The following is a 22,075-nucleotide window of genomic DNA, read 5'->3' as shown; positions in this document are numbered from 1 at the left end:
CGAACCATGCTGGACGCGATAGCAAAGAGCGCTGCCGCGCAGGGCGAATCGGTTGATCTACAGGCCGAGTTCGAGGCGTCCAACATCGACGAGGTGATGGACAAGCTCGACCGCGAACTCGTCGGCCTGAAGCCCGTCAAGACCCGCATCCGCGAGATCGCGGCGCTGCTTCTGGTCGACCGGCTTCGCCGCAAGTTCGGGCTGACCTCTGGCGCGCCGACGCTGCACATGAACTTTACGGGGAATCCCGGTACCGGAAAGACCACCGTGGCGCTCAGAATGGCCGAAATCCTGCATCGTCTCGGCTATGTCCGCGAAGGCCACATGGTCGCGGTGACGCGCGACGATCTCGTCGGCCAGTATGTGGGCCACACCGCGCCCAAAACCCGCGAAGTGATCAAGCGCGCCATGGGCGGGGTGCTTTTCATCGACGAGGCCTACTATCTCTACAAGCCCGAGAACGAACGCGACTACGGCCAGGAATCGATCGAAATCCTGCTGCAATGCATGGAAAACAACCGTGACGATCTGGTCGTGATTCTTGCCGGCTACAAGGACAAGATGGACCGCTTCTTCGACAGCAATCCCGGCATGCGCTCGCGCATCGCCCATCACCTCGATTTTCCGGACTACGGCGTCAGCGAACTCAAATCAATCGCCGAGATCATGCTGGCGGAACAGAATTACCGCCTCAGCGAAGCGGCGGCCAAGGCGCTCGAAGAGTATCTCCCGATCCGCATGCGGCTGCCGCATTTCTCCAACGCCCGCTCCGTTCGCAATAGCCTCGACCGGGCGCGGCTTCGCCAGGCCGGCCGGCTTTTCGCATCGCGCGACCGGGCGTTGACGAAAATCGATCTTATCACCATCGAGGAATCCGATATTCGCGGCAGCCGCGTGTTCGCGGAAGGTAAGCTCGAAGGCGAACCGGAGACGAAGGCGCGCTGACAAGATGACGGCGGTTGGTGTGCAGCGACCGGAAACGGACGACAGAATGGGAGCCGACGACCATGGATAGCAAGACAATCATCGCGCCCTCGGTGCTTTCCGCGGACTTCTCGCGGCTCGGCGACGAGGTCGAAGCGGTCGTCCGGGCGGGTGCCGACTGGATCCATCTCGACGTGATGGATGGCCATTTCGTGCCCAACATCACCTTCGGTCCGCCTGTGGTCAAGGCGATCCGTAATCGAACGGACAAGGTCTTCGACTGCCACCTGATGATCGCGCCGGCCGACGCCTATCTCGGCGCCTTCGCCGATGCCGGCTGCGACATCATTACGGTGCATGCCGAGGCCGGACCGCATCTCGACCGTTCGCTGCAGGCAATCAGAAATCTCGGCAAGAAGGCCGGCGTGTCGCTGAACCCGTCAACGCCGGAAAGCGTCATCGAATATGTACTTGACCGGCTCGATCTGGTGCTTCTGATGACGGTCAATCCGGGCTTCGGCGGCCAGGCCTTCATTGCGGCGGTCGTCGACAAGGTCAGGCGGGTCAAGGCGCTGGTCGGCCATCGTCCGATCGACATAGAGATCGACGGCGGCGTCACGCCCGAAACCGCTCCGCTGGTCACCGCGGCCGGCGCCAATGTGCTGGTCGCCGGCTCGGCCATCTTTAAGGGCGGCACCGAGGCGGCCTATCGCGCCAATATCGGCGCCATCAGGCAGGCGGCCGACGGGGCGATCCGGAAAGCGGCGTAAACCGTTTCATCGGAGGGCAAACATTTCATCGGAGGAAAACTTGGCGGCAATCCCACCTGTCTGCGATTTCGGCTGGCGAGCCATCGACGCCGTTTTGCCAGGCGTCGACGGCACATCGCATTCGATCTTAAGCCACGCCGGCCCGAACGGGCTGGTGGTGGCCTTCATCTGCAACCACTGCCCCTATGTGAAGGCAGTGATTTCACGCATGGTGCGCGACGCCAATGACCTCAAGGCCGAAGGCATCGGCTTTGTCGCCATCAACTCCAATGATAGCGACGCCTATCCAGATGATTCCTTCGACAACATGAAGCTCTTTGCCAGGACGAACGGCCTCACTTTCCCCTATCTCCATGACGAGCACCAGACGGTGGCGCGTGCCTACGGAGCCGTTTGCACCCCGGATTTCTTCGGGCTCAACAGCGAGTTGACGCTGCAATACCGCGGCCGGCTGGACGCGTCGCGACGCGACGCCGAATCGCCCAGGCTGAGGCGCGACCTGTTCGAGGCGATGAAGCAGGTTGCCCGAACCGGCGACGGACCGCTTGACCAGATCGCTTCGATCGGCTGTTCGATCAAGTGGAAGGATGCTGCATGAACGTCGGCGCAGGCAGGCCGTTTCGCTCGCCCAAGGCGATCCTGTTCGACCTCGACGGCACACTGGTCGATTCGGCGCCTGATATGGCGGCCGCCGTCAACGAATTGCTGGCCGGCCACGATCTGCCGCCGCTGCGGCTGGATCAGGTCAAGGCCATGATCGGCGGCGGCATCAGGAAACTGGTCGAACGCGCCTTCGCGGCTTCCGGCACGCCGCTCCTCGGCAGCGCGCTCGATGAGGCCAACCGCGTCATGGCGCCGATCTATCGCAGGCATCTGACCGGCCGCACGAGGCTGATGCCTGGCGTCAGGGAGGTTCTCACGCACTTGCATTTGAGCGGAATAGCCATGGCCGTGGTGACCAACAAGCCGCAGCTGGCGGCGCGCGAAATCCTGCTGCATTTTCGGCTGACGGAATATCTCGGCGCGATCGTCGGCGGAGACGCGGTGACATCATTGAAACCGGCGCCAGACGCGCTGTTGCTGGCGCTCGACCTGCTTCAGGTCGAACCTCGTGACACGCTGATGGTCGGAGACAGCAGCGCCGACGTGGCCGCCGCCCGCGCCGCCGGCATGGCAGTCATTCTGCTGCGTGGCGGATACAGCCAAATTCCCGTTGAAGAGCTTGGCGCCGACCTCGTTTGCGACAGCCTGTTCGATCTGCCGTCCGCGATGCAGAGGCTGCAAGACGCTGCGTGACCCCATGCGCAAAGCCTAGCCAACGCCGGCCGAGCGCAGTCCAACGGCCGGCAGTACCGCGTTATTTTGAGAATTGTTTCAGATAAGCAATGACGTTGGCGATGTCCTCGTCTTTCTTGAGACCGACAAACGCCATCTTGGTTCCTTTGACCATCGCCCTGGGATCGCGAAGATAGGTCGTCAGCGTGGCTTCGTCCCATTTGACGCCGGACTTGCCGGCCTCGGTCATAGCCTTGGAATAGCTGAACCCTGGATGCGTGCCGGCCGTTCGGCCGATGACGCCATTCAAGGACGGGCCGACCTTGTTCTGGTCCTTGTCTGCGACGTGGCAGACCTTGCATTTGGCGAAGACCTTCTCACCCGCCGCGGCATCCTGTGCCTGAGACTGGGTAGTGACAAAGGTGGCGACGGACACGGCGGCGAAAAAAGCGACTGCGCGCATGGCATTTCCTCATTGATCGTGTGAGTGCCCGGGACACTTTACGCGTGTCGATGCCTTGATCGCCGGCATTCGTTTTAAAGCGGGAGAGCGAACCATTCGTCCTTCCTCCCCGGACTGGCAGCACCTGCACACCTCGAAAAGCTAGACTGCCGATGAGGGAAGTCAATCGTACAAAGGTCCTGTTTCGTTTCCCGACTGCGCGAAGGGAAGTGTGTAGCGACACGCGGTCCACATCATTGACGCCTGTTGGCCGAACGCGTAGCCTCACTCCAACCGGTTTGCTGTTTGGGCACCTTCAGGAATCCGCGCAACTCCAAAGCACGAACTCTGGAGAGTTCGCCGCGCAGGCGACGATAAGTGCCAAATGGACATGGTCGATCTCATATTAACGGTGTGCCTTAGCGCCAATCCGGGCAATTGCCGAGATGAACATCTCTATTTCGAGAGCCGCGGCTCTCTGTTCCAATGCATGTTCCTGGCGCCCGCCGAGATCGCAAAATGGTCTCAGGAACATCCGAGTCTCAAGGTCGTGCGCTGGAAATGTGCCGTTCCTAGCAAGGAACGAGCGATTTGATCGACATTCCTGGTTCGTCGACGGCCCTGAAAGAGGAGACGCCATGATGATTTCGCGGCGTACGACGCTGCGCTTGGCGGCTCTGGGGGCCATCCTCGCCTCAAGGCCGGTTGCCGTCTTTGCGGCCGCCAAGGTCCGAATTGGTGTCCTGAAGTTCGGCACCGTGAGCTGGGAACTCGATACGCTGAAACGCCACAAGCTCGACGAGGCCAACAGGATCGATCTGGAGATTGTCTACTTCGCCGGGGAGGATGCGACCAACGTCGCGCTGCTGGCCGGCGCGATCGACATGATCGTGACCGACTGGCTGTGGGTCTCGCGCCAGCGCTCCGAGGGCGGCGACCTTACATTGGCCCCTTATTCGACCGCCGTGGGGGCAATCATGGTGAAGGAGGAATCGCCGATTGGGACGCTCGCCGACCTCAAGGGAAAGAAAATCGGTGTCGCCGGCGGCCCGCTCGACAAGAGCTGGCTACTGGTCCAGGCGCTGGCCAGACGCGAGCACGGCCTCGACCTGCCGACAGCCTGTGACGTCGTCTTTGGCGCGCCGCCGCTGATTTCTGAAAAGGCGATGCAAGGCGAACTCGATGCCGTGCTCAATTTCTGGCATTTCTGCGCCCGGCTCGAGGCCAATGGCTTTCGCCGGTTGATCGGTGCGGATGACGCGACGAAAGCGCTGGGTGCCTCGGGCCCAGTGTCGGCGCTCGGCTACGTCTTCCACGACCAATGGGCGAGCGACAATCCGGATGCCGCCCGGGGCTTCGTCAAGGCCTCCAAGCAGGCCAAGGACTTGCTGGCCAGATCCGATGATGAATGGCTGCGCCTGGCGCCACTCATGCGCGCAGAAGGCAAGGAGCTGGAAAAGCTGCGCGACCGCTATCGCCAGGGCATCCCCAGACGGCCGGTCGCCGAAGAAGCGGCCGATGCGGGCAAACTCTATCACGTGCTGGCCGCGATAGGCGGCGAGAAGCTGGTTGGCAGGGCGCCCGAGATGGCGCCCGGCACGTTCTGGCCGGAACTCGCGAAATGACCGCAACGGAAGACAAGTCGCGTCGATCCGGCTTTGCGACGGCGCTGACGCCAGCGCTGACGGTAACGGTTTCCCTGCTGGGACTTTGCCTGCTGTGGAGCCTCGCGGCCAATCTGTGGCAAAGCCGCGCTTTGCCCTCACCAGGGCAGGTCTGGCAGGTGCTGCTCAGGGAAGCGGCGAGCGGCGACCTTTTTTATCACCTTGGCGCGACGCTCGGACGGGTTGCTGCGGCGTACGTGGTCGCAATGATTATCGGCTCGGTCATTGGCGTCATCCTCGGCAGCTACCGCGGTGCGGACCGGTTCTTCAGTCCATGGGTGGTCCTGTTTCTCAACATTCCCGCGCTGGTGGTCATCGTGCTCGCCTATATCTGGTTCGGCCTCAACGAGGCGGCGGCGATTGGCGCAGTTGCCGTGAACAAGATCCCGAATGTCGTGGTGACGATGCGCGAAGGCGCCAGGGCGTTTGATCCGCGTTATGCCGAAATGGCCGCCGTCTACCGCTTCGCCCCACTCGAGCGCATCCGCCATGTCCTGCTGCCGCAACTGCAGCCCTATTTTGCCGCGGCCTCGCGGTCCGGCATCGCCCTCATCTGGAAGATCGTCCTGGTGGTCGAACTGCTCGGCCGCTCCAATGGCGTCGGTTTCCAGATCTATCTCTATTTCCAGCTCTTCGACGTCGCCGCCATTCTCGCCTACACGCTGGCTTTCGTGGCGGTGATGCTTGTCATCGAACTTCTCCTGGTGCAGCCCATTGAACGACATGCAACCCGTTGGCGTCGCCGTCCCGCTTAGGGTCGATATCGCCGAAAAGACCTTCAGGTCCGCGCAAGGCGTGTGGATCACGGCGCTTCAGGGTCTGTCCTTCGAGATCCGGCCGGGCGAATTCGCTTGCCTGCTTGGGCCGTCGGGCTGCGGCAAGACCACGACGTTGCGCATCCTGCTTGGACTGGACAAAGACTTTTCCGGCTCTTTCCAACTGCCGCAAGGCGGCTCGAACCGCATCGCCGCCGTGTTCCAGGAGCCTACTTTGCTGCCATGGCGGACGGTGGAGCAGAATGTCAGGCTGGCGCTGCCGAAAAGCCTAAGAGTGAAGAGTCTCGACGAGCTGTTTGACACTCTCGGCCTCGCCGGCATGCGCTCGCTCTATCCGGCGGAGCTTTCGCTCGGCCTTGCGCGCAGGGCAGCGCTTGCCAGGGCTTTCGCCACCGAACCGGCGGTGCTTTTCCTAGACGAACCCTTTGCCTCCCTCGACGAACAGACCGCCGAGCGGCTTCGGCAATTGCTTTTGACCGTGTGGTCAGCGCGGCCTACGACCGCCTTGATGGTAACGCACAATCTGCGCGAGGCACTGATGCTGTCGGACCGCATCATCGTGCTTGCGCAACGCCCAGCCCACGTGCTCGGCATGTTCGACGTAAGAGTGCCGCGACAACATCGCAATCCACAGGTGATCAGCGACCTTTTGCGGTCGTTCCAGCAAAAATTTCCGGGTGTGGCCTGATCGCCTTACTGGCTCGAATGCGGATTGCAAGGTATTTCGCAGCCAATGGCCGATGGAAACGGCGGGACTGTGAGGCGCACGGCCACGCGTGCCTGTTCCGCCTGACTAAAAGCAACGTACGTCGGCTTCAGCCTGCGCGCGTTTCAGTTCCGTGCGCGCCGCCTTCGCTGGCGCGCTTTCGCGAAACAACCCTGCGGCCTCCCCTGTCGTCAGCGACATGCTTTTGAAGGTCTCCGCCCTCTCATAGTGATCGTAAGGAAGGATCGAGGCGATAACATCGATCGAGCAGGAACAGCTTTCAAGCGCCTGACGTGTCTGGCCATTTGTTTGCATGCAGCCGAGCACGTAGTCGGCAATCGTTGCCGTCGGGTAGTCTCCCGCGGCGTTGGCCAAGTTGGCAAAGGCCAGCGTCGCCGCAAAGGCCACCGGCAAGGTGAGAGATCCAACAGACCTTATCATGAGGAACCTCCAGTTGGCCTGGACACCATGCATCCAGACGGGATCATAGCTCCAATTGGCGACGTGCCGCAAAGCCAGTCAAGCTCCCATGGCCTGCGTATAGGACCAAAGGAGGAATGCCCTATCGACCGACAAGAGCCCGCTTCATGACCCGCTGCGCACCCTCCTTCATGCGTTCATTTCATGCTTCGCTCACTATCGGCAGCGAGCGATAAGCACGCATACTTACTCGGAGGTGCACCGCAGAATATACCGAAATAAAGTCAAATGTGTATCACCTCGAGAATACGGGAACAATATGTTTGCTATATATCTCGCGGCTGGCGGTCATCCTCTTATTAGTTTTTCACGCGGCTCTTATTTCAATTGTTTCTAAATATTGCATTGCACCATATCGATATTGCGGCGCAGCGACCCATTGTAGGTTTTTGCTTGCCTGGCCTTTTACGATGACATAGCTTTTTCCTGTTTCCGGCTTCAAGAGCGCCACCGTCATCAGGGAGCGGCGGCAGTCTTTCGAAGACCAAGGGGGGCGGGCGGTAACGGTGCCCTCTGCTTCGGGGTAGGTCGTGACAGCTGCCGGAAAATAACTTCCCAACATGAATTGCTTGGGCAAGCCCTTGTGGGGCTTGACGGTCGATTCTTCACTGCGAACCCGGGAGGATTTTGGATGCGTGTACTTGCGAAAACTACTTACATTCTGACGACCGCGGCGTTTTTATCGCTCGGCGCTGCCTATACGGCTTCGGCCAATGAAGACCTTGCAAAGCTCGCATCGGATGCGAAAAACTGGGCGATGCAGACGGGTGACTACGCCAACACCCGCTATTCCAAACTCAACCAGATCACTGCCGACAATGTGAAGAACCTGCAGGTCAAATGGAGCTTTTCCACCGGCGTGCTGCGCGGTCACGAAGGCGGGCCGCTGGTCATCGGCGACGTGATGTATGTCCACACGCCTTTCCCAAACAACGTCTATGCTCTGGACCTCAAGAATGACGGCAAGATCCTGTGGAAATACGAGCCCAAGCAGGACACGAACGTCATTCCGATCATGTGCTGCGACACGGTCAATCGCGGTGTTGCCTATGGCGACGGCAAGATCATTCTCAACCAGGCCGACACCACCGTCGTCGCGCTCGATGCCAAGACCGGCAAGGTCGTCTGGTCTGTCAAGAACGGAGACCAGACCGACGGCGGAAAGGGCGAATCCGGCACGTCGGCACCCGTAGTCATCAAGGACAAGGTGCTCGTGGGCGTCTCCGGTGCTGAATTCGGTGTTCGCGGCTGGCTGGCCGCCTACAATCTGAAAGACGGCAAGCTCGCCTGGAAAGCCTATTCGGAAGGTCCTGACGCAGACACCCTTCTCGATCCCGAGAAGACCACCCATCTCGGCAAGCCTGTCGGAAAGGATTCCGGCACGAACACCTGGGAAGGCGAACAGTGGAAGACGGGCGGCGGCACGACATGGGGATGGTATTCCTATGATCCCAAGCTGAACCTGGTCTATTACGGCACCGGCAATCCCTCGACCTGGAACCCGGTCCAGCGCCCCGGCGACAATCGCTGGTCCATGACAATCATGGCTCGCGATGCGGATACCGGTGTTGCCAAATGGCTCTACCAAATGACCCCGCATGATGAGTGGGACTATGACGGCATCAACGAGATGATTCTCGTCGATGGCATGGAGGTCAACGGCGCCAAGCACGACGTGCTGGTGCATTTCGACCGCAACGGCTTTGCCTACACAATGGATCGCGCCACCGGCGAACTTCTCGTCGCCAAGAAATACGATCCGGCAGTGAACTGGGCGACGGAAGTCAACATGGATCCCAAGAGCGACCAGTATGGCCGCCCGCAGGTCGTGGCCAAGTATTCGACCCAGCAGAACGGCGAAGACAACAACTCGACCGGTATCTGCCCGGCCGCGCTTGGAACCAAGGACCAGCAGCCGGCCGCCTACTCGCCGAAGACCGGGTTGTTCTACGTGCCGACCAACCATGTCTGCATGGACTATGAGCCTTACAAAGTGAGCTACACCGCCGGTCAGCCCTATGTGGGCGCCACCGTGTCGATGTATGCGGCGCCCGGCGGTGACGGTAACATGGGCAACTTCATTGCCTGGGATGCAGCCAAGGGTGAGATCGTCTGGTCGAAGCCCGAGCAGTTCTCGGTGTGGTCGGGCGCATTGGCGACAGATGGCGACGTCGTCTTCTACGGTACCCTCGAAGGCTACATCAAGGCGGTCGATAAGGACGGCAAGGAACTCTACAAGTTCAAGACCCCGTCCGGCATCATCGGCAACATCACGACCTACGAGCATGACGGCAAGCAGTACGTCGCCGTTCTGTCCGGCGTCGGTGGATGGGCCGGTATCGGTCTGGCAGGTGGGCTGCTTTCGCCCGACAACGCCGCCGCCTGGCATGGCGCCGTTGATCAAGGCCGTGCGCAGGGCGATCAGGCCGCGGTCGTTGGAACCGCCGGTCTGGGTGCCGTCGGCGGTTATGCGGCACTTGCCGACTATACGACGCTGGGCGGCCAGCTCACCGTCTTCGGCCTCCCGGACTGATAACCGGGAAGAGCCTTACGGCTAGGTTCGATAACGAGAGCCCGGGTCACCCCGAAGCCGGGAACCGGGCTCTCGATTGCGCCGCGCACCCCACTCCGATCAATGCCGCTGCACGACGGCAGCCAGGGTTTCTGGCAAACGAAGGAAGAGCCTGAATGATCGTTCGCATTGCAGTTTCCGCTCTCGCCCTGGTCCTGCTGCCTCTGGCCAGCTCAAGTCTGGTACGGGCCGAAGACAGCATGGAGAAAGCGAAGGCGGTGAAGCAAGAAGGAGGCAAATATTTAGATGCGGACGGAAATCCGACCTACAAGATCGAAAACGGAACCGTCGATTGGTACACCTTCAGCGGGTACCGCCGGTATCACTCAGATTGCCATGTCTGTCACGGACAGGACGCCACAGGTTCGAGCTATGCGCCTGCCCTGGCTAATAGCCTGAAGACCATGGATTACGCCACGTTCCTGTCGATCGTCGCCGAGGGCCGCAAGAATGTCGGCGGCGGCAAGGAGAACGTCATGCCCGCCTTTGGCGACAACAAGAACGTCTATTGTTACCTGGACGATCTCTACGTCTATCTGCGCGCGCGCGCCGATGGCGCGGCACCCCGCGGCAGGCCGCCCAAGCACGAAAACAAGGCTCAGGCAGCCAAGGATGCCGAAGCATCCTGCATGGGTGGATGATATGACCGGCTGCACTGCATCGAAGCTGCGTGTCGTTCTGCCGACCCTCGGCGCGCTCGCCTTGCTGCCGTCGAATGTTCTGGCGCAAAATGCCGGGCTTGGCGCTGCGGGCGAACTGGTCGATCCCGACATTCTGCGTGTCTGCGCCGATCCCTCGAACATGCCCTTTACCGACAAGAACGGCCAAGGCTTCGAAAACAAGCTGGCTGAACTGGTTGCCAAGAAGACGGGGCGGAAATCAGTCGCTTACACGTGGTTTCCCACTGTCACCGGCTTTGTGCGCAATACGCTGGGGGCCAATCGATGCGACATCATCATGGGCTACGCCCAAGGCGATGAACTGGTGCAGAACACCAACGCCTACTACCGCTCCGCCTATGTGCTCGTATACCCCAAAGGCAACGGCATGGAAGGCATCGAGACGATCGAAGACCCGAAACTTTCCGGCAAGAGAATCGGCGTCGTCGAAAGCACGCCGCCAACCGCCAACATGGCCGCCAACAAGCTTCTGCGGACCGCCAAGATCTACCCGCTGGCGGTGGATACGCGCGTCACCCCTTCCATGGGGGAGGTCATGATCAAGGACATGCTCGCCGGCAAGATCGACGCGGCGGTCCTGTGGGGGCCGATGGCAGGTTACTATGCCAAGGAACTCGGAGCCGATGTCACCATTGTTCCGCTGTTGAAGGAAAAAACCGGCTCGCGCATGTCTTATCGCATCACCATGGGCGTACGCCCGTCCGACCAGGAATGGAAACGGACGCTCAACCGGGTGATCAGGGAAAACCAGGCGGAGATCACCAAGCTCCTGCTGGGTTACAATGTGCCGCTGATCGACGAGCACGACAATCCGATTACGCAATAGTTGGGATGGGTCAGGAGGAGGAAAAACCTACGCGATGAACAATTGAAGAGAAGACTACAGCTACTTTCGATACTTTTTTGTTTTTCGGTCTTTCGAAACCTTGCGTTCATTTGTCCATTTTGAGAACGTGATGGACGAGCCATTGCTTCGGTGCCCTGCAATGGTTGGCTAACCACCGATCGGCCCCTTCGGGCTGGTAGAAGAGGAGAAATGTTATGAAGAAGAGCTGGACAAAACCGACCATGTGCCAGGTTGCTGCGGGCTTTGAAATTTCGCGCTATCTGCCTGCTGAAATTACTCCCAAGAAGTAGGCCGCAGAGGTGCGTGTCCCTGGCAACAGGGGCACGCATCCCCTTGCCGTATGGGATTTTCGTGAAAGAGTTTGAGGCGCGCAAAGCGGGCGGGCCGTTTTTTGCGGCTGCAAATTGGCTGCTGGTCAGAGAAGCCGCGGGGCGGGCGTTTTCATGCGCTTGAGAATCATCGGATCGGCGGCCGGCGGCGGCTTTCCGCAATGGAACTGCAATTATCGTCTGAGCCGTGCGGCTCGCACCGGGGTAGCTGGTGTGCATTCACGAAGCCAATCGAGTGTCGCCGCGTCGGCGGATGGCCTCGGCTGGGTTCTGTTCAACGCCTCGCCCGACATTCGCCAGCAGATCGCGGCAACGCCTGAATTGCAGCCCGCGCACGATGCGCCGCTGCGCTCGACGCCTATTCGCGCGGTGGTGCTGACCAATGCCGATGTCGATCATGTCGCCGGCCTGCTCAGCCTGCGTGAGCGGCAGCCTTTCGCTATCTATGCAACGACACAGGTTCTGGCGACGCTGGAGGCGAATTCGATTTTCAATGTCCTCGATCCGGCGCTCGTGCCGCGACGCATCTTGCCGCCGGCGCAAGAGCTGTCGATCTGCGACGCAGACGGCCACGACACCGGGGTGGCTGTCGAGAGTTTTCCCGTGCCCGGGAAGATAGCCCTCTATCTCGAAGAAAGAGGCCAGCCGGATGCCAATTTCAGCTCCGATGCCGGCGACACGATTGGCGTCCGTATCGCCGGTGCCGGCAGTCGCGGCTCCGGCTTCTACATCCCCGGCTGCGCCCGCATCGATGCGACCCTGCGCACGCGTCTGGCCGATGCCGCATGCCTTCTGTTCGACGGCACGGTCTTCACCGACGACGAGATGTTTGCTGCCGGCGTCGGCCAAAAGACCGGTGCACGCATGGGGCATCTGGCAATGTCGGGAGACGCGGGGTCGATCGCCGGCTTGGCCGATGTGAGGATCGGCCGCCGTGTCTTCGTCCACATCAACAACACCAATCCTGTTCTGGACGAGAATTCTGCCGAGCATGCAGCCGTCGAAGCGGCTGGCTGGGAAGTGGCCTGCGACGGGATGGAGATAGAACTTTGAGTGATTTCCACGACGCGGCCAGCAACGGCCTGTCCTCAAGCGAGCTCGAAGCAGTGCTGCGGCAGGTCGGTGCCGAGCGCTATCACAACCGCCATCCTTTCCATCACAGGATGACCAGCGGTGCGCTGTCGAGGACCGAGATGCAGGCCTGGGCGCTGAACCGCTATTGCTATCAGGCGGTCATTCCGCGCAAGGACGCCATGATCCTCGCGCATGCCGAGGATCCGGCGTTTCGCGCCGCCTGGCGCAAACGCATCGAGGATCATGACGGCGAGGACGGCTGGAGCGGCGGTATTGCGCGCTGGTTGCACCTGGCGACCTCGCTCGGTCTCGATACCGACGCGGTGAAGAGCGAGAGGCTGGCCCTGCCGGCGACACGTTTTGCGGTTGGCGCTTACCTCTCCTTTTGCACGAGCCGGACCCTGCTGGAGGCGGTCGCGTCGTCGCTGACCGAGATGTTCTCGCCGCTCATCATCGGCGAGCGGGTACCCGCGATGCTGGCCAAATACGATTATATCACCGAGGACACGCTGGCCTATTTCACCCGACGCCCCGAACAGGCCTCGCGCGACGCCGACTTCGCCCTCGCCTATGTGCTCGAACATGCCGACGCGGCGGAACGCCAGCAGCAGGCGATCGATGCACTGGTGTTCAAATGCGATATACTCTGGGCCATGCTCGACGCGCTTCAACACGCCTATGGCGAGCCGGGCAATATCCCGCCCGGCGCCTTCCGTCCCGAGGCAGCCCAATGATGGCACTGCGCGAAAGAGCCATGGTGTCGCTGCAGTCGGTTCCATCGCTGCCGAAGCACGTGCGCATACAGCATGACCCCGTGCGCCAGGCGTTCGCCGTGCTTTCGCCCGAAAAGGTGTTCTGGCCAAACGACATCAGCCTCGACATATTGCGCCGCTGCGACGGACGGTCCACGGTCGGTGACATCATTGCCGGCCTTGCCGCAGATTATGATGCCGAACGGGAGGCTGTGGCGGCCGATGTCGTCGCCTTCCTGCAGGAATGGTCGGACAAGCTGCTGGTGAAGCTATGAGCGAGCCCCCTCTCCCCCCGATCGGCATGCTGGCGGAACTGACGCATCGCTGCCCGCTGCAATGCCCCTATTGCTCCAATCCGCTCGAATTGCTGAGGGCCAATCGCGAACTCGACACGCAGAGCTGGCTCGACTTGTTCTCGCAGGCGGCCGACCTTGGCGTTCTCCAGGTGCATCTGTCCGGCGGTGAACCGACGCTGCGTCGCGATCTCGAGCAATTGATCGCCGGGCTTTCGGCGCGCGGCGTCTACACCAACCTGATCACCGCCGGGGTCGGCATTGCGGATGGCCGCATCGAGGCATTTGCCGAAGCCGGGCTCGACCATCTGCAACTGAGCTTTCAAGGCGCACGGCCGGCGACCACCGAGCGCATCGGCAATCACAGGGGCAGCCACGAAAAGAAGCTGGAAACGGCACGCCGCGCTCGCGCGGCCGGCTTGCCGCTTACCATCAACGCGCCGATCCATCGCCACAATATCGAGGAGGTACCGGAATTCATCGATCTGGCCCTTTCGCTGGGTGCGGAGCGTCTCGAGATCGCCAACGTGCAGTACGCCGGCTGGGCGCTGACCAATCGCGATCAACTGATGCCCGAGCGTGCTGCCGTCGACCGCCAGGCGGAGATCGTCGCGGCGGCGCGCGAACGGCTCACCGGCATCATGAACATCGATTTCGTCACGCCGGATTATTTCGCCATCTATCCCAAGCCGTGCATGGGGGGCTGGGCGCGCGACGCCTTCATGGTGACGCCAGACGGCACCGTACTGCCATGCCATGCCGCCCAGACCATACGGTCGCTCGGCTTCGAGCGTTTTGGATCACGCAGCCTGGCCGCGATCTGGACCGATTCCCCTGCATTTAATGCCTTTCGAGGCACGGACTGGATGCAGGAGCCCTGCCGCAACTGTGAGCGGCGCGAGATCGACTGGGGCGGCTGTCGCTGCCAGGCGATGGCAATCGCCGGCGATGCCGCCGCGACGGACCCGGCTTGCGCGAAATCGCCGATCCATGCGCGCATGGCAATGCTGATCGATGAGGCCCAGCGCGCTGCGACGGTTCCTTCGAAGGACGAACCATTCGTCTACCGGCGCATCGGCGTCGTCACCGAGCCCGCCTGACTGCCGACCTATTCCTACGGCCTACCCTCGTGAAAGCCGTTCGGCATGCCACGTCATATGGTCATGCATGAATGTCGAAATGAAAAAATAGGAGTGATCGTATTCGTCCTGCATCCGCAATTTCAACGGAATGCCTGCCTTGGAGCAGGCGTCTTCGAGCAGCCAAGGCCTGAGGCCCTCCTGGAGGAAACCGTCTGACGTTCCCTGATCGACCAGGAATTCCGGGAAACGGTATCCATCCTCGATGAGCGAAGTGGCATCGTAGCGCCGCCACGAGGCCTCATCCAGGCCGAGATATTTTTCGAAAGCCGGCTTCGACCAGCCGGCTGTGCTTGGCTGCACGATCGGCGCAAAGGCCGAGCAACTTCTGAAACGCCCGGGATTGTTCAGTGCGATCGTCAGCGCACCATGCCCGCCCATTGAATGGCCGAAGATCGACTGGCGCGCCATATCGGCGGGAAATTCGCGCCCGATCACGGCTGGCAGCTCCTCGACGATATAGGAATACATGCGATAGTTCTTGGCATACGGCTCTTGCGTCGCGTCGAGGTAGAAACCGGCGCCGCTGCCGAACTGCCAATTGTCCTTTTCATCCGGAATGTCGGCACCACGCGGGCTGGTGTCGGGACAGACAACGATCACGCCAAGTTCGGCGGCAATACGTCTGTATTCGCCTTTTTCCATTACATTCGCATGGGTGCAGGTGAGTCCGGAGAGGTACCACACCACGGGGCAACGGCTTTCCCGTGCCTGCGGAGGCACGAAAAGGGCAAACGTCATTTCGCACGAGCAGCTCGTCGAAAGATGAGAGTAAACATGCTGGGCGCCGCCATGCGACTTGGCAGTCGAGACGAGTTTCGGGTGCTCTGGCATATATTCTTCTCCACCAATTTTAACCGCCGACCGTAGGGTCTACGACATCAAGGGTGATCGCGGCAACCTTGGTGGGCCGGCTGGCGCGCGGGGCTCTTGATCGGAGCCGGGATGGCCTGCCTTCGCCGACCGTCTTGGCGCAGCAAGGCGCGAGAGGCCACTCGCTGGCGCAGCATTGCCAGCAAGCCATACGGGTCAGGCTGGGCGATTGTTGGCGATGCCGGCTATAACAAGGACGCAGTCACACCGCAGGCATCGGCGATGCTTCCGGGACGCCGAGCCCTGCGCAAATGCGGCTTCACGTCCAGTACTTGCCAAACCTGGTCAGCGGCGGTTTCGCAACCCACTGATCGACTTTTGCCCCTATCACCCATCGCGCAGCAAAGATGATGGTCCGGCAATTTGTCTCCACGAATCTCGACCTCGCATCGGCCATTCTGGAAGCTCAGCGAGGTCGATCGTGACTCGTTGCACGGCGAATTCGGGTCTCTTCGGCCTGGAGCCCGCCATTGAGACAATTCCCGCCCGCTCAAGGGCCGCCAAGGAGTTACGTTCGGCTGCGGACGCGCCGCCAATCTGCACAGTTCCGTGATGCTTTGCGGTCGATACCGATGGATCAGCGCCATCAGCCGACAATTCTCAGGGGTCAACGCCCGCAGAGTCTCTTCCGGCGCGCACAACTGAGCCATTGGTTCAGCGACCACCTGATGCCCGGCCTCCTGAGCCGTCGCCGCCGCCATCACTGTCGTGCGTGTCCTCGATGCCGTTGTAGACATTGTGGACTCCCAGCGAAACTGCTGCGACCGCGCCCCATTCGCCGTATGACAGCTCACTCCGATGAGCCGCCAGATATTCCTAGATTTGCTGCAGTTCCTTCGCAGCGCAGTCGATTTTTGGCGACAGTTTTGCGAATGCCGGATGCTTAAACGCTGTCATTAAGCAATTCCTGCACTCGTTCGGACGAAACGTCTGAGGCAAAGATCAGGTCATAAGGAATGTTCGTTCCCCGAAGCTGGTCTGCCACCAAGCGCTCTATCATGGCCCGGCGCGCGGGATCTGTGCGTCCGTGCACCAGCAGATCTACGTCCGAATGGACGCGGAAACGGTTTTTCGCGAGGGATCCGACAACAGAGATATCGACGCCGCGGGCTTTGGCGTTCCGGAGAATACGCGCTACACAGGCTTGCGCGGTCTTCCGGCGATCGTCAGCTCTTCGGTGGATCAAAGTATCAATTTTGTTCATCTTTTCGCCTGTTGCCTTTGGTCCGAGATTGTCGCAACTCCGCAAGCTGTACGGCTACCTGCCTATCCCTGCCAAGCCAGCCGCCGTCAAAAGCGATCACGCCGTCCGCGAAATCGCCGCCGGCATCGAGGACTGACAGCCCTGCCTCAACTGCCGGCTGGTTGACGACAACCACTCGCGGTGTTCAGCAACGCCCGGATCGCCGCGGCAATATTTTCGCGCTCTGTCTGGTACCGCCGGGCCAGAGCCCTGGGAACTCGCACAAGGCCTTCACGCTCACGGCCACGACGTCCGATTTGGCCAGCAGGTCCACGGCAATGGCCGCCTGCCCCTCATCATCGACGACATAGGCGCGCAGCAGCACATTCGTGTCGGGCGTAACCCTCATTCCTCGCCGGACCCGGCCACAGCGCCCGCTTCCGCCATTGCCTCGTTGATCTCCTCGATGCTGAGCACCCGGCCGTTCGTCTTGCCTCTGAGGAAGCCGTGGAGGTCCCGGAACGACCCCTTCGCCCGTGCAGCCCTCAATTCCGCCCGACCGTCGGGCAGCAGATCAAGCTCGATTTTCTCGCCCGGTTTGATGCCCAGATGTTGCAGCACGTCCTTGCGGAACGTCACCTGTCCCCTTGTCGTCACTGTCAACGTTGTCATGTTAAACATTCCTGTTCATCGCGACAAGACAATGCAAATCTGCATTATTATCAATGCAGATGGTCGGGGCCAAGCTTGGCGTCCATGCGGCGACTGACTCGCGACCAGCGCTCTGCCAGAGTGAAGTCGCCAAACATCACCTGGAGGCCAGCATGCAAGCCAACACCGCGGCCGCTATCCGCGTCGATCTTGCCGCAATGTTGTCTCGTTAGAGCTGTCTCGTTCAAAATGGCTCGTCAATTCGCTTCGGCTGGTGTCGGGAATGGCGCGACCGCCGCCGGGAAGCGAGGGAAGACAGCGTCAAGTTCGATTAACCAGAGATCAACAAGAACAAGCCATCGCCGCATAGGCGTCTGCCTGCGTGGGTATGGACGGATTCACTCATGCGCAATATGAATTATGAATGGAGATGAGGCCTGCCGTGGCGCTCACATTTTCGCCGTGTCGCTGAGGCAGGTGACGCTCGTTCAATGACGCTGCGCAGGGCGGGTTGGCCTTCTGGTCTAACGCCGCCGGCAGAAGTGTCGATATCAGGGGATCTGGTCAATGACCGACAACAAGCCAGACGTTACCAAGGATTGGCAAGCGACGCAGGGCCAGAAGTCCTCCGCCACACGTCTTCGCCTTTTCGCCGCACTCTCGTGGGTCGTCGCCATTGGCGGCGAGATCTACGGAATTATGCTGCTTCGCCAGAACAAGTTCGACCAGGGACACCTGCCGCTGGTCATCGGCCTTCTGGTCGGCATCGCGATTTTCGCAATCGCCGGCAACTTGCTATGGAAGGCGGCCAACAGGCACGATCCGGCTCGTGCATCCGACGCGGCCAGGTTCTTCTTCCAAAACCAGCTCGGCGCAATCATCACGCTGATTGCCTTCCTCCCGCTGGTTTTCCTGATCCTCACCGACAAAAACATGGATCCGCGGACCAAGAAGGTTGCCGGCGGCGTCGGCGCTGCGTTGGCCGTGCTCGCGACGGTCATGGGGATCAGTTTCAAACCCCCGTCGGTCGAACAGTACACCCAGGATATGAACGCATGCGCAGCCCAGATCAAGTCGGGGCAGCCCACCACGGCCTGTTCGCCCGATGTCGCCGCTCAGGCGCAGGCGATTGCAACGGACACCGCCGCCGTGGCGGCGGCGACGCGGGACGCGAGCCACCCCGCCGGTCAGGATGTCGTCTACTGGATCGCGCCCGAAAACGGAGCCGCGAAGTCCAGCGAGCCGCATGTTTTCCACCTCTGCGCAGGCGTGAGCCCGCTGAAGGACAAGACTGTGAATAGTGGCTCCGTGACGGAGGCCTACGCACAGAACGCCGTCCGCATCACGAAGCAGATCGATATGGAACAGAAGCAGTGCGGTTTCACCGCCACAACCAGCACCAACTGAACCCGTCTGCACTCGATCGGGTCCAGCCGTTGGTCTTGTCGAGCAGGATGGCGCGTAAGCGCAGGCTCAGTATTGACTCGCCGAGAAAGCGCCAAATGCCGGGATCGCCCGGCTGGCCAATATTGTCCGGCTGCAAACTTATCCGCGGCGGCAATGACGTGGCCTCTTACGCACGGCAGCTTCCGGCCTGAGCGCTTCGAATGGAGATTGACGTTAATGAGCGCATTGCCGCCCGGCAGCATTATGGGCCGGAAGCGAACCGGAAACTTCTGGCGCCCAAAAAACGATAGCGGACATTTCACCTGGTGGGCCGCATCGACCAGAAGCGGATCGGGCAAGCGTTCCATGGCATGTAGCGTCGGGTGTCGCGCACCTGCTGGACCCCTGTTGATGACTGGCCGATGCCGGTCTTCTGGCTTGGAGGCTGGGGAGTGGGGAGTCTCGGGGCGAACGACTATTTCATTCCGCCGAGGGCATTCGGCAGCGGCATGGCCGGCCTTCAAAGTCCTTTGGCCGGGAAGTTGGTACGGATAGTCGGAATCAGGCAACACCCCTGTTTTCCGAGCTGGATTTTGAAGCTGTGAATGAGCGGCTATGATGAACGCGCCGAGTGCAAGTAAGGTCACGAAGGCCCCTACAATAAGCTTTAGAGGAGACTACGTCGATGACGAACGTGCGCGCCCTTGTCCTTGAACGCCAGCACGAACTCAAGCTGCGTGACATCGATCTGCCACAGACCGTCGGCCCGGGCGAAGTTCGCATCAAGATCCATACGGTGGGCATCTGCGGCTCCGACGTGCACTACTATACGCATGGCCGCATCGGCCCGTTCGTGGTCGAAGCGCCGATGGTCTTGGGCCATGAAGCAGCCGGCACTGTTGTCGAAACGGGGGAAGGCGTCGAGCATCTGAAGGTCGGCGACCACGTCTGCATGGAGCCGGGTATCCCCGATCTCAATTCGCGGGCGAGCCGGCTCGGCCTCTACAACATCGATCCAGCGGTCAGGTTCTGGGCAACGCCGCCGATCCACGGCGTGCTGACGCCCTATGTCGTCCACCCCGCCAACTACACTTTCAAACTGCCCGACAATGTCAGCTTCGCCGAAGGCGCCATGGTGGAGCCCTTCGCCGTCGGCATGCAGGCGGCTGCCAAAGCAAAGATCGCGCCGGGCGACACGGCGGTCGTGATTGGCGCAGGGCCAATCGGCACGATGGTGGCGATCGCGGCGCTCGCCGGCGGCTGCGCCCGCGCCGTTGTTGCAGATCTCGCCCAACCCAAGCTCGACATCGCCGGCGGCTATCAAGGCGTGATCCCGATCAACGTCCGCGACAGGAACCTGGCGGCGGAGGTAAAGCGCCTGACCGATGGCTGGGGCGCCGACGTGGTGTTTGAATGCTCGGGCTCGTCCAAGGCATGGGAGACCCTGCTCGATCTGCCGCGGCCCGGTGGCGCGGTAGTGGTGGTCGGCCTGCCGGTGGCGCCGATCGCATTCGATGTCGCCACCGCCTCGACCAAGGAAGTCCGCATCGAGACTGTGTTCCGATATGCCCACCAATATGAGCGGGCAATCGCGCTGATGGGGTCGGGCCGGGTCGACCTAAACCCACTCATTTCGGCGACCTTCCCCTTCGAAGATTCCATCAACGCCTTCGACCGCGCAGTCGAAGCCCGGCCCGCGGACGTAAAGCTTCAGATCCTGTTGCCGGATTAAGGCGAGTTCCAAAGCCCCCGGGCTGTCCTCCCGATCTCCTCGATGCGTTGCGTAGGCTTCCGGGCTTGTAGCAAGGGCATTGGCAACCCAGTTTTTGTTGGCATCAACCGAGCCTATCGCCTGAGCGGTTTCTCCTGAAAGGTGGCTTTCAACAACGCGAGCTGGCGCGCAAGCAAGGAGGAACACATGAACTGGGATCAAATCAAGGGAAAATGGACGCAGTTCAAAGGCAAGGCGAAAGAGCAGTGGGGTGACCTCACCGACGATGATCTTGATCGGATCGAGGGCAACCGGGACCAGCTCTTGGGGCGTATCCAGGAGCGATATGGCATCGCCAAGGAAGAGGCAGAGCGCCAGGTTGATAACTGGTCCAGAAGCATCAGCTGAGCCTGGACGCAACTCCGTCTTCTGCCCCCACCGGGGTGAAACTTTGCGTCGCCCGCCGTGCCGACTGGTGCGGTGGGCTCTTTCGACAGCGAGGCCCCGCGAGGAACCTTTAGCCGTATCTAATATTTCACTTGCGTGGCGGGCTTCGCCCCGGCGTGCGCCCCGCCCGGAGACGAAGGAGTGCAATCATGAACAACATTATCTGGCTGGTCGGCGCCATCGTGATCGTAATCGCCATTTTGAGCTTTTTGGGTCTGCGATAGGGCCTTAGCCCTCTCCTCGACCCCTTCGATTCGGCAACGGCTCCCTCTCGGCGTGGCCTCACTGCCCGTTGCACCCGAGCAGGTCAGACTTAGGTCCCAAGCAAGATACTCCAGGATTGGACCGAAGCCCCGGCTGAGGAACGTAGCCGGCTGGCTCACGTTGTGGTGAGCTTTGGCGCGACGAAGATGCGTCCGGGCGGAAGAGTTCAAGCCAGGGAGGAGAGGCCCGACGCTCCGAACGGGCGTCGGGCCTGGGCGTAAATGCAAACAATCAGCAGACTGTTCAATTCCCATGCCCAGGCAGCACGTGCCGTGGCCAGGCTTCAGGCTGCCGGGATTCGCCGCCGGCAAATCAGCGTGGTCGGATCTTACAACGACAATGATGAACCGATCAGCGTTGCTGGATATTACGACGATGAGATGAGCGCTCTCTGGCGGGGTGCCGTTGCTGGTGCCGCACTTGGCGCCACCGCTGGTCTGTTGGCCGGCTTCAGCGCTTTTGGAGCTCAAGACGTTGATCCTGCGGGGATGACCGGCATGGCCCTGGTCGGTGCGGCGTGGGGCGGCTTTGCCGGCGTGCTTCTCGGAACTTTCGCCAATTTTGCCCAGAAGCCGCGCAAGCCGAAGATCGCTGAGGGTGTCGTACTGGTGATGGCCCGCGTCGATGAAAGGCAGGCCGGCGCCGCGCATACGGTGCTCCGGAGTTTCGCGGAGATGCCTTCCGGGCCGATGAAGAGGAGCGCTTTGCCAAGTTCAAGCCGGCTCCGCGTCCGATCTGGTGCCCGATGAAGTTTGTTTCGCGAAACGGCAATTCAAACCGGAGGCGCCCGACGAAAGCTTGGCAAACCAACACTTTGGAAGCATGCGGGCTACTTGC

The 22,075-nt window shown here is 61.0% G+C and carries 27 protein-coding genes; 19 read left to right on the top strand and 8 right to left on the bottom strand.

All coding sequences use genetic code 11. The features are described 5' to 3' along the window. Positions 1-6: 6 nt before the first annotated feature. The 4 genes from cbbX to gph all read left to right on the top strand — a co-directional run bounded on the left by cbbX (position 7) and on the right by gph (position 2,990). On the top strand, positions 7-945 hold the full coding sequence (gene cbbX, locus NKI41_RS29090; RefSeq protein ID WP_352686149.1) for a CbbX protein: 939 nt from the start codon (positions 7-9) through the stop codon (positions 943-945). A 62-nt stretch (positions 946-1,007) separates the two neighbouring features. After that, the gene (gene rpe / locus NKI41_RS29085; protein ID WP_352541879.1) at positions 1,008-1,694 is read left to right on the top strand and encodes a ribulose-phosphate 3-epimerase; all 687 of its coding nucleotides are present in this window, start codon (positions 1,008-1,010) and stop codon (positions 1,692-1,694) included. A 40-nt stretch (positions 1,695-1,734) separates the two neighbouring features. Continuing rightward, positions 1,735-2,292, top strand: coding sequence for a thioredoxin family protein (locus NKI41_RS29080; RefSeq protein WP_352617338.1), 558 nt, complete (start codon positions 1,735-1,737; stop codon positions 2,290-2,292). Further along, entirely contained in the window at positions 2,289-2,990 is a 702-nt protein-coding gene (gene gph, locus NKI41_RS29075) for a phosphoglycolate phosphatase (protein ID WP_352617341.1), read from the top strand. Before NKI41_RS29080 ends, gph begins: the two co-directional genes overlap by 4 nt. Positions 2,991-3,051: 61 nt before the next feature. On the opposite strand, the gene NKI41_RS29070 is transcribed toward gph, so the two are convergent. Next, the gene (locus NKI41_RS29070; RefSeq protein WP_352503280.1) at positions 3,052-3,432 is read right to left on the bottom strand and encodes a c-type cytochrome; all 381 of its coding nucleotides are present in this window, start codon (positions 3,430-3,432) and stop codon (positions 3,052-3,054) included. Positions 3,433-3,796: 364 nt separating this feature from the next. Here NKI41_RS29070 and NKI41_RS29065 point away from each other — a divergent pair, with 364 nt between their 5' ends. The 4 genes from NKI41_RS29065 to NKI41_RS29050 are packed head-to-tail and all read left to right on the top strand — an operon-like array spanning position 3,797 to position 6,539. Next, positions 3,797-4,006 carry a hypothetical protein gene (locus tag NKI41_RS29065; protein WP_023678830.1) on the top strand — a complete coding sequence of 70 codons (210 nt, stop codon included), beginning with the start codon at positions 3,797-3,799 and terminating at the stop codon, positions 4,004-4,006. Between the two features lie 43 nt (positions 4,007-4,049). Further along, positions 4,050-5,036: an ABC transporter substrate-binding protein gene (locus tag NKI41_RS29060; protein ID WP_352686147.1), complete on the top strand. Its 987-nt coding sequence runs from the start codon at positions 4,050-4,052 to the stop codon at positions 5,034-5,036. Then, entirely contained in the window at positions 5,033-5,830 is a 798-nt protein-coding gene (locus NKI41_RS29055) for an ABC transporter permease (protein ID WP_352686145.1), read from the top strand. Before NKI41_RS29060 ends, NKI41_RS29055 begins: the two co-directional genes overlap by 4 nt. After that, on the top strand, positions 5,799-6,539 hold the full coding sequence (locus tag NKI41_RS29050) for an ABC transporter ATP-binding protein (protein WP_352686159.1): 741 nt from the start codon (positions 5,799-5,801) through the stop codon (positions 6,537-6,539). Before NKI41_RS29055 ends, NKI41_RS29050 begins: the two co-directional genes overlap by 32 nt. Positions 6,540-6,644: 105 nt before the next feature. Here NKI41_RS29050 and NKI41_RS29045 read toward each other — a convergent pair whose 3' ends face one another. Together NKI41_RS29045 and NKI41_RS29040 are read right to left on the bottom strand one after the other, a co-directional pair. Continuing rightward, on the bottom strand, positions 6,645-6,998 hold the full coding sequence (locus NKI41_RS29045) for a hypothetical protein (protein WP_023678826.1): 354 nt from the start codon (positions 6,996-6,998) through the stop codon (positions 6,645-6,647). Positions 6,999-7,344: 346 nt separating this feature from the next. Continuing rightward, positions 7,345-7,614, bottom strand: a complete 270-nt coding sequence (locus NKI41_RS29040; protein WP_352686143.1) for a hypothetical protein — start codon at positions 7,612-7,614, stop codon at positions 7,345-7,347. Positions 7,615-7,794: 180 nt separating this feature from the next. On the opposite strand from NKI41_RS29040, the gene NKI41_RS29035 reads away from it, so the two are divergent. The 8 genes from NKI41_RS29035 (at position 7,795) to pqqE (ending at position 14,684) form a co-directional block, all read left to right on the top strand. After that, on the top strand, positions 7,795-9,570 hold the full coding sequence (locus NKI41_RS29035) for a methanol/ethanol family PQQ-dependent dehydrogenase (RefSeq protein WP_502895714.1): 1,776 nt from the start codon (positions 7,795-7,797) through the stop codon (positions 9,568-9,570). 155 nt (positions 9,571-9,725) lie between these two features. Next, the gene (locus tag NKI41_RS29030) at positions 9,726-10,250 is read left to right on the top strand and encodes a c-type cytochrome, methanol metabolism-related (protein ID WP_352474919.1); all 525 of its coding nucleotides are present in this window, start codon (positions 9,726-9,728) and stop codon (positions 10,248-10,250) included. A gap of 1 nt (position 10,251) precedes the next feature. Then, on the top strand, positions 10,252-11,115 hold the full coding sequence (locus tag NKI41_RS29025) for a substrate-binding domain-containing protein (protein WP_352686141.1): 864 nt from the start codon (positions 10,252-10,254) through the stop codon (positions 11,113-11,115). A 215-nt stretch (positions 11,116-11,330) separates the two neighbouring features. Next, on the top strand, positions 11,331-11,426 hold the full coding sequence (locus NKI41_RS29020; protein ID WP_101918690.1) for a pyrroloquinoline quinone precursor peptide PqqA: 96 nt from the start codon (positions 11,331-11,333) through the stop codon (positions 11,424-11,426). Between the two features lie 153 nt (positions 11,427-11,579). Continuing rightward, the gene (gene pqqB, locus NKI41_RS29015; protein ID WP_352686139.1) at positions 11,580-12,518 is read left to right on the top strand and encodes a pyrroloquinoline quinone biosynthesis protein PqqB; all 939 of its coding nucleotides are present in this window, start codon (positions 11,580-11,582) and stop codon (positions 12,516-12,518) included. Next, positions 12,515-13,273 (top strand): pyrroloquinoline-quinone synthase PqqC, encoded by a 759-nt coding sequence (pqqC, locus tag NKI41_RS29010; protein WP_352541869.1) that lies wholly within the window; start codon positions 12,515-12,517, stop codon positions 13,271-13,273. The genes pqqB and pqqC overlap by 4 nt, the downstream gene beginning before the upstream one ends. Then, complete coding sequence (gene pqqD, locus NKI41_RS29005; protein WP_352541868.1) at positions 13,270-13,566, top strand: pyrroloquinoline quinone biosynthesis peptide chaperone PqqD; 297 nt, start codon at positions 13,270-13,272, stop codon at positions 13,564-13,566. The genes pqqC and pqqD overlap by 4 nt, the downstream gene beginning before the upstream one ends. Then, complete coding sequence (pqqE, locus tag NKI41_RS29000) at positions 13,563-14,684, top strand: pyrroloquinoline quinone biosynthesis protein PqqE (protein WP_352686137.1); 1,122 nt, start codon at positions 13,563-13,565, stop codon at positions 14,682-14,684. The genes pqqD and pqqE overlap by 4 nt, the downstream gene beginning before the upstream one ends. A 21-nt stretch (positions 14,685-14,705) precedes the next feature. On the opposite strand, the gene fghA is transcribed toward pqqE, so the two are convergent. The 4 genes from fghA to NKI41_RS28980 form a co-directional block, all read right to left on the bottom strand. Continuing rightward, on the bottom strand, positions 14,706-15,557 hold the full coding sequence (gene fghA, locus NKI41_RS28995; RefSeq protein ID WP_352686136.1) for an S-formylglutathione hydrolase: 852 nt from the start codon (positions 15,555-15,557) through the stop codon (positions 14,706-14,708). Between the two features lie 922 nt (positions 15,558-16,479). Beyond that, a complete protein-coding gene (locus NKI41_RS28990) occupies positions 16,480-16,800 on the bottom strand; it encodes a nucleotidyltransferase domain-containing protein (RefSeq protein WP_352686134.1) in 321 nt (106 codons plus the stop codon). A gap of 184 nt (positions 16,801-16,984) precedes the next feature. After that, positions 16,985-17,188 carry a PIN domain-containing protein gene (locus NKI41_RS28985; RefSeq protein ID WP_352686132.1) on the bottom strand — a complete coding sequence of 68 codons (204 nt, stop codon included), beginning with the start codon at positions 17,186-17,188 and terminating at the stop codon, positions 16,985-16,987. After that, entirely contained in the window at positions 17,185-17,451 is a 267-nt protein-coding gene (locus NKI41_RS28980; RefSeq protein ID WP_352503269.1) for an AbrB/MazE/SpoVT family DNA-binding domain-containing protein, read from the bottom strand. Before NKI41_RS28980 ends, NKI41_RS28985 begins: the two co-directional genes overlap by 4 nt. A 546-nt stretch (positions 17,452-17,997) precedes the next feature. Here NKI41_RS28980 and NKI41_RS28975 point away from each other — a divergent pair. The 3 genes from NKI41_RS28975 to NKI41_RS28965 all read left to right on the top strand — a co-directional run bounded on the left by NKI41_RS28975 (position 17,998) and on the right by NKI41_RS28965 (position 20,935). Next, on the top strand, positions 17,998-18,837 hold the full coding sequence (locus NKI41_RS28975) for a succinate dehydrogenase/fumarate reductase transmembrane subunit (protein ID WP_352686130.1): 840 nt from the start codon (positions 17,998-18,000) through the stop codon (positions 18,835-18,837). Between the two features lie 664 nt (positions 18,838-19,501). After that, positions 19,502-20,548: an NAD(P)-dependent alcohol dehydrogenase gene (locus tag NKI41_RS28970; RefSeq protein WP_352686128.1), complete on the top strand. Its 1,047-nt coding sequence runs from the start codon at positions 19,502-19,504 to the stop codon at positions 20,546-20,548. Between the two features lie 186 nt (positions 20,549-20,734). Further along, complete coding sequence (locus NKI41_RS28965) at positions 20,735-20,935, top strand: CsbD family protein (RefSeq protein WP_023719429.1); 201 nt, start codon at positions 20,735-20,737, stop codon at positions 20,933-20,935. Between the two features lie 119 nt (positions 20,936-21,054). On the opposite strand, the gene NKI41_RS28960 is transcribed toward NKI41_RS28965, so the two are convergent. After that, positions 21,055-21,888: a hypothetical protein gene (locus NKI41_RS28960; protein ID WP_352686126.1), complete on the bottom strand. Its 834-nt coding sequence runs from the start codon at positions 21,886-21,888 to the stop codon at positions 21,055-21,057. Between the last annotated feature and the right edge of the window lie 187 nt (positions 21,889-22,075).

The organism is Mesorhizobium sp. M0601 (assembly GCF_040320845.1).
GTDB lineage: Bacteria > Pseudomonadota > Alphaproteobacteria > Rhizobiales > Rhizobiaceae > Mesorhizobium.
The sequence above is the reverse complement of the archived record's forward strand: the minus strand, read 5'-3'. Positions and strand labels throughout refer to the sequence as shown.

Bases quoted from the DNA above. Each gene is read 5' to 3' on its own strand.
- NKI41_RS29070 (WP_352503280.1), bottom strand. From the start codon at position 3,432: ATGCGCGCAGTCGCTTTTTTCGCCGCCGTGTCCGTCGCCACCTTTGTC.
- NKI41_RS29050 (WP_352686159.1), top strand. From the start codon at position 5,799: ATGCAACCCGTTGGCGTCGCCGTCCCGCTTAGGGTCGATATCGCCGAA.
- gph (WP_352617341.1), top strand. From the start codon at position 2,289: ATGAACGTCGGCGCAGGCAGGCCGTTTCGCTCGCCCAAGGCGATCCTG.
- NKI41_RS28965 (WP_023719429.1), top strand. From the start codon at position 20,735: ATGAACTGGGATCAAATCAAGGGAAAATGGACGCAGTTCAAAGGCAAG.
- pqqB (WP_352686139.1), top strand. From the start codon at position 11,580: ATGCGCTTGAGAATCATCGGATCGGCGGCCGGCGGCGGCTTTCCGCAA.
- pqqE (WP_352686137.1), top strand. From the start codon at position 13,563: ATGAGCGAGCCCCCTCTCCCCCCGATCGGCATGCTGGCGGAACTGACG.
- NKI41_RS29020 (WP_101918690.1), top strand. From the start codon at position 11,331: ATGAAGAAGAGCTGGACAAAACCGACCATGTGCCAGGTTGCTGCGGGC.
- pqqD (WP_352541868.1), top strand. From the start codon at position 13,270: ATGATGGCACTGCGCGAAAGAGCCATGGTGTCGCTGCAGTCGGTTCCA.
- NKI41_RS29030 (WP_352474919.1), top strand. From the start codon at position 9,726: ATGATCGTTCGCATTGCAGTTTCCGCTCTCGCCCTGGTCCTGCTGCCT.
- NKI41_RS29065 (WP_023678830.1), top strand. From the start codon at position 3,797: ATGGACATGGTCGATCTCATATTAACGGTGTGCCTTAGCGCCAATCCG.
- NKI41_RS28970 (WP_352686128.1), top strand. From the start codon at position 19,502: ATGACGAACGTGCGCGCCCTTGTCCTTGAACGCCAGCACGAACTCAAG.
- NKI41_RS29055 (WP_352686145.1), top strand. From the start codon at position 5,033: ATGACCGCAACGGAAGACAAGTCGCGTCGATCCGGCTTTGCGACGGCG.
- NKI41_RS28980 (WP_352503269.1), bottom strand. From the start codon at position 17,451: ATGACAACGTTGACAGTGACGACAAGGGGACAGGTGACGTTCCGCAAG.
- NKI41_RS28985 (WP_352686132.1), bottom strand. From the start codon at position 17,188: ATGAGGGTTACGCCCGACACGAATGTGCTGCTGCGCGCCTATGTCGTC.
- NKI41_RS29035 (WP_502895714.1), top strand. From the start codon at position 7,795: ATGCAGACGGGTGACTACGCCAACACCCGCTATTCCAAACTCAACCAG.
- NKI41_RS28960 (WP_352686126.1), bottom strand. From the start codon at position 21,888: ATGCGCGGCGCCGGCCTGCCTTTCATCGACGCGGGCCATCACCAGTAC.
- NKI41_RS29060 (WP_352686147.1), top strand. From the start codon at position 4,050: ATGATGATTTCGCGGCGTACGACGCTGCGCTTGGCGGCTCTGGGGGCC.
- NKI41_RS29025 (WP_352686141.1), top strand. From the start codon at position 10,252: ATGACCGGCTGCACTGCATCGAAGCTGCGTGTCGTTCTGCCGACCCTC.
- NKI41_RS29045 (WP_023678826.1), bottom strand. From the start codon at position 6,998: ATGATAAGGTCTGTTGGATCTCTCACCTTGCCGGTGGCCTTTGCGGCG.
- cbbX (WP_352686149.1), top strand. From the start codon at position 7: ATGCTGGACGCGATAGCAAAGAGCGCTGCCGCGCAGGGCGAATCGGTT.
- fghA (WP_352686136.1), bottom strand. From the start codon at position 15,557: ATGCCAGAGCACCCGAAACTCGTCTCGACTGCCAAGTCGCATGGCGGC.
- rpe (WP_352541879.1), top strand. From the start codon at position 1,008: ATGGATAGCAAGACAATCATCGCGCCCTCGGTGCTTTCCGCGGACTTC.
- NKI41_RS28975 (WP_352686130.1), top strand. From the start codon at position 17,998: ATGACCGACAACAAGCCAGACGTTACCAAGGATTGGCAAGCGACGCAG.
- NKI41_RS28990 (WP_352686134.1), bottom strand. From the start codon at position 16,800: ATGAACAAAATTGATACTTTGATCCACCGAAGAGCTGACGATCGCCGG.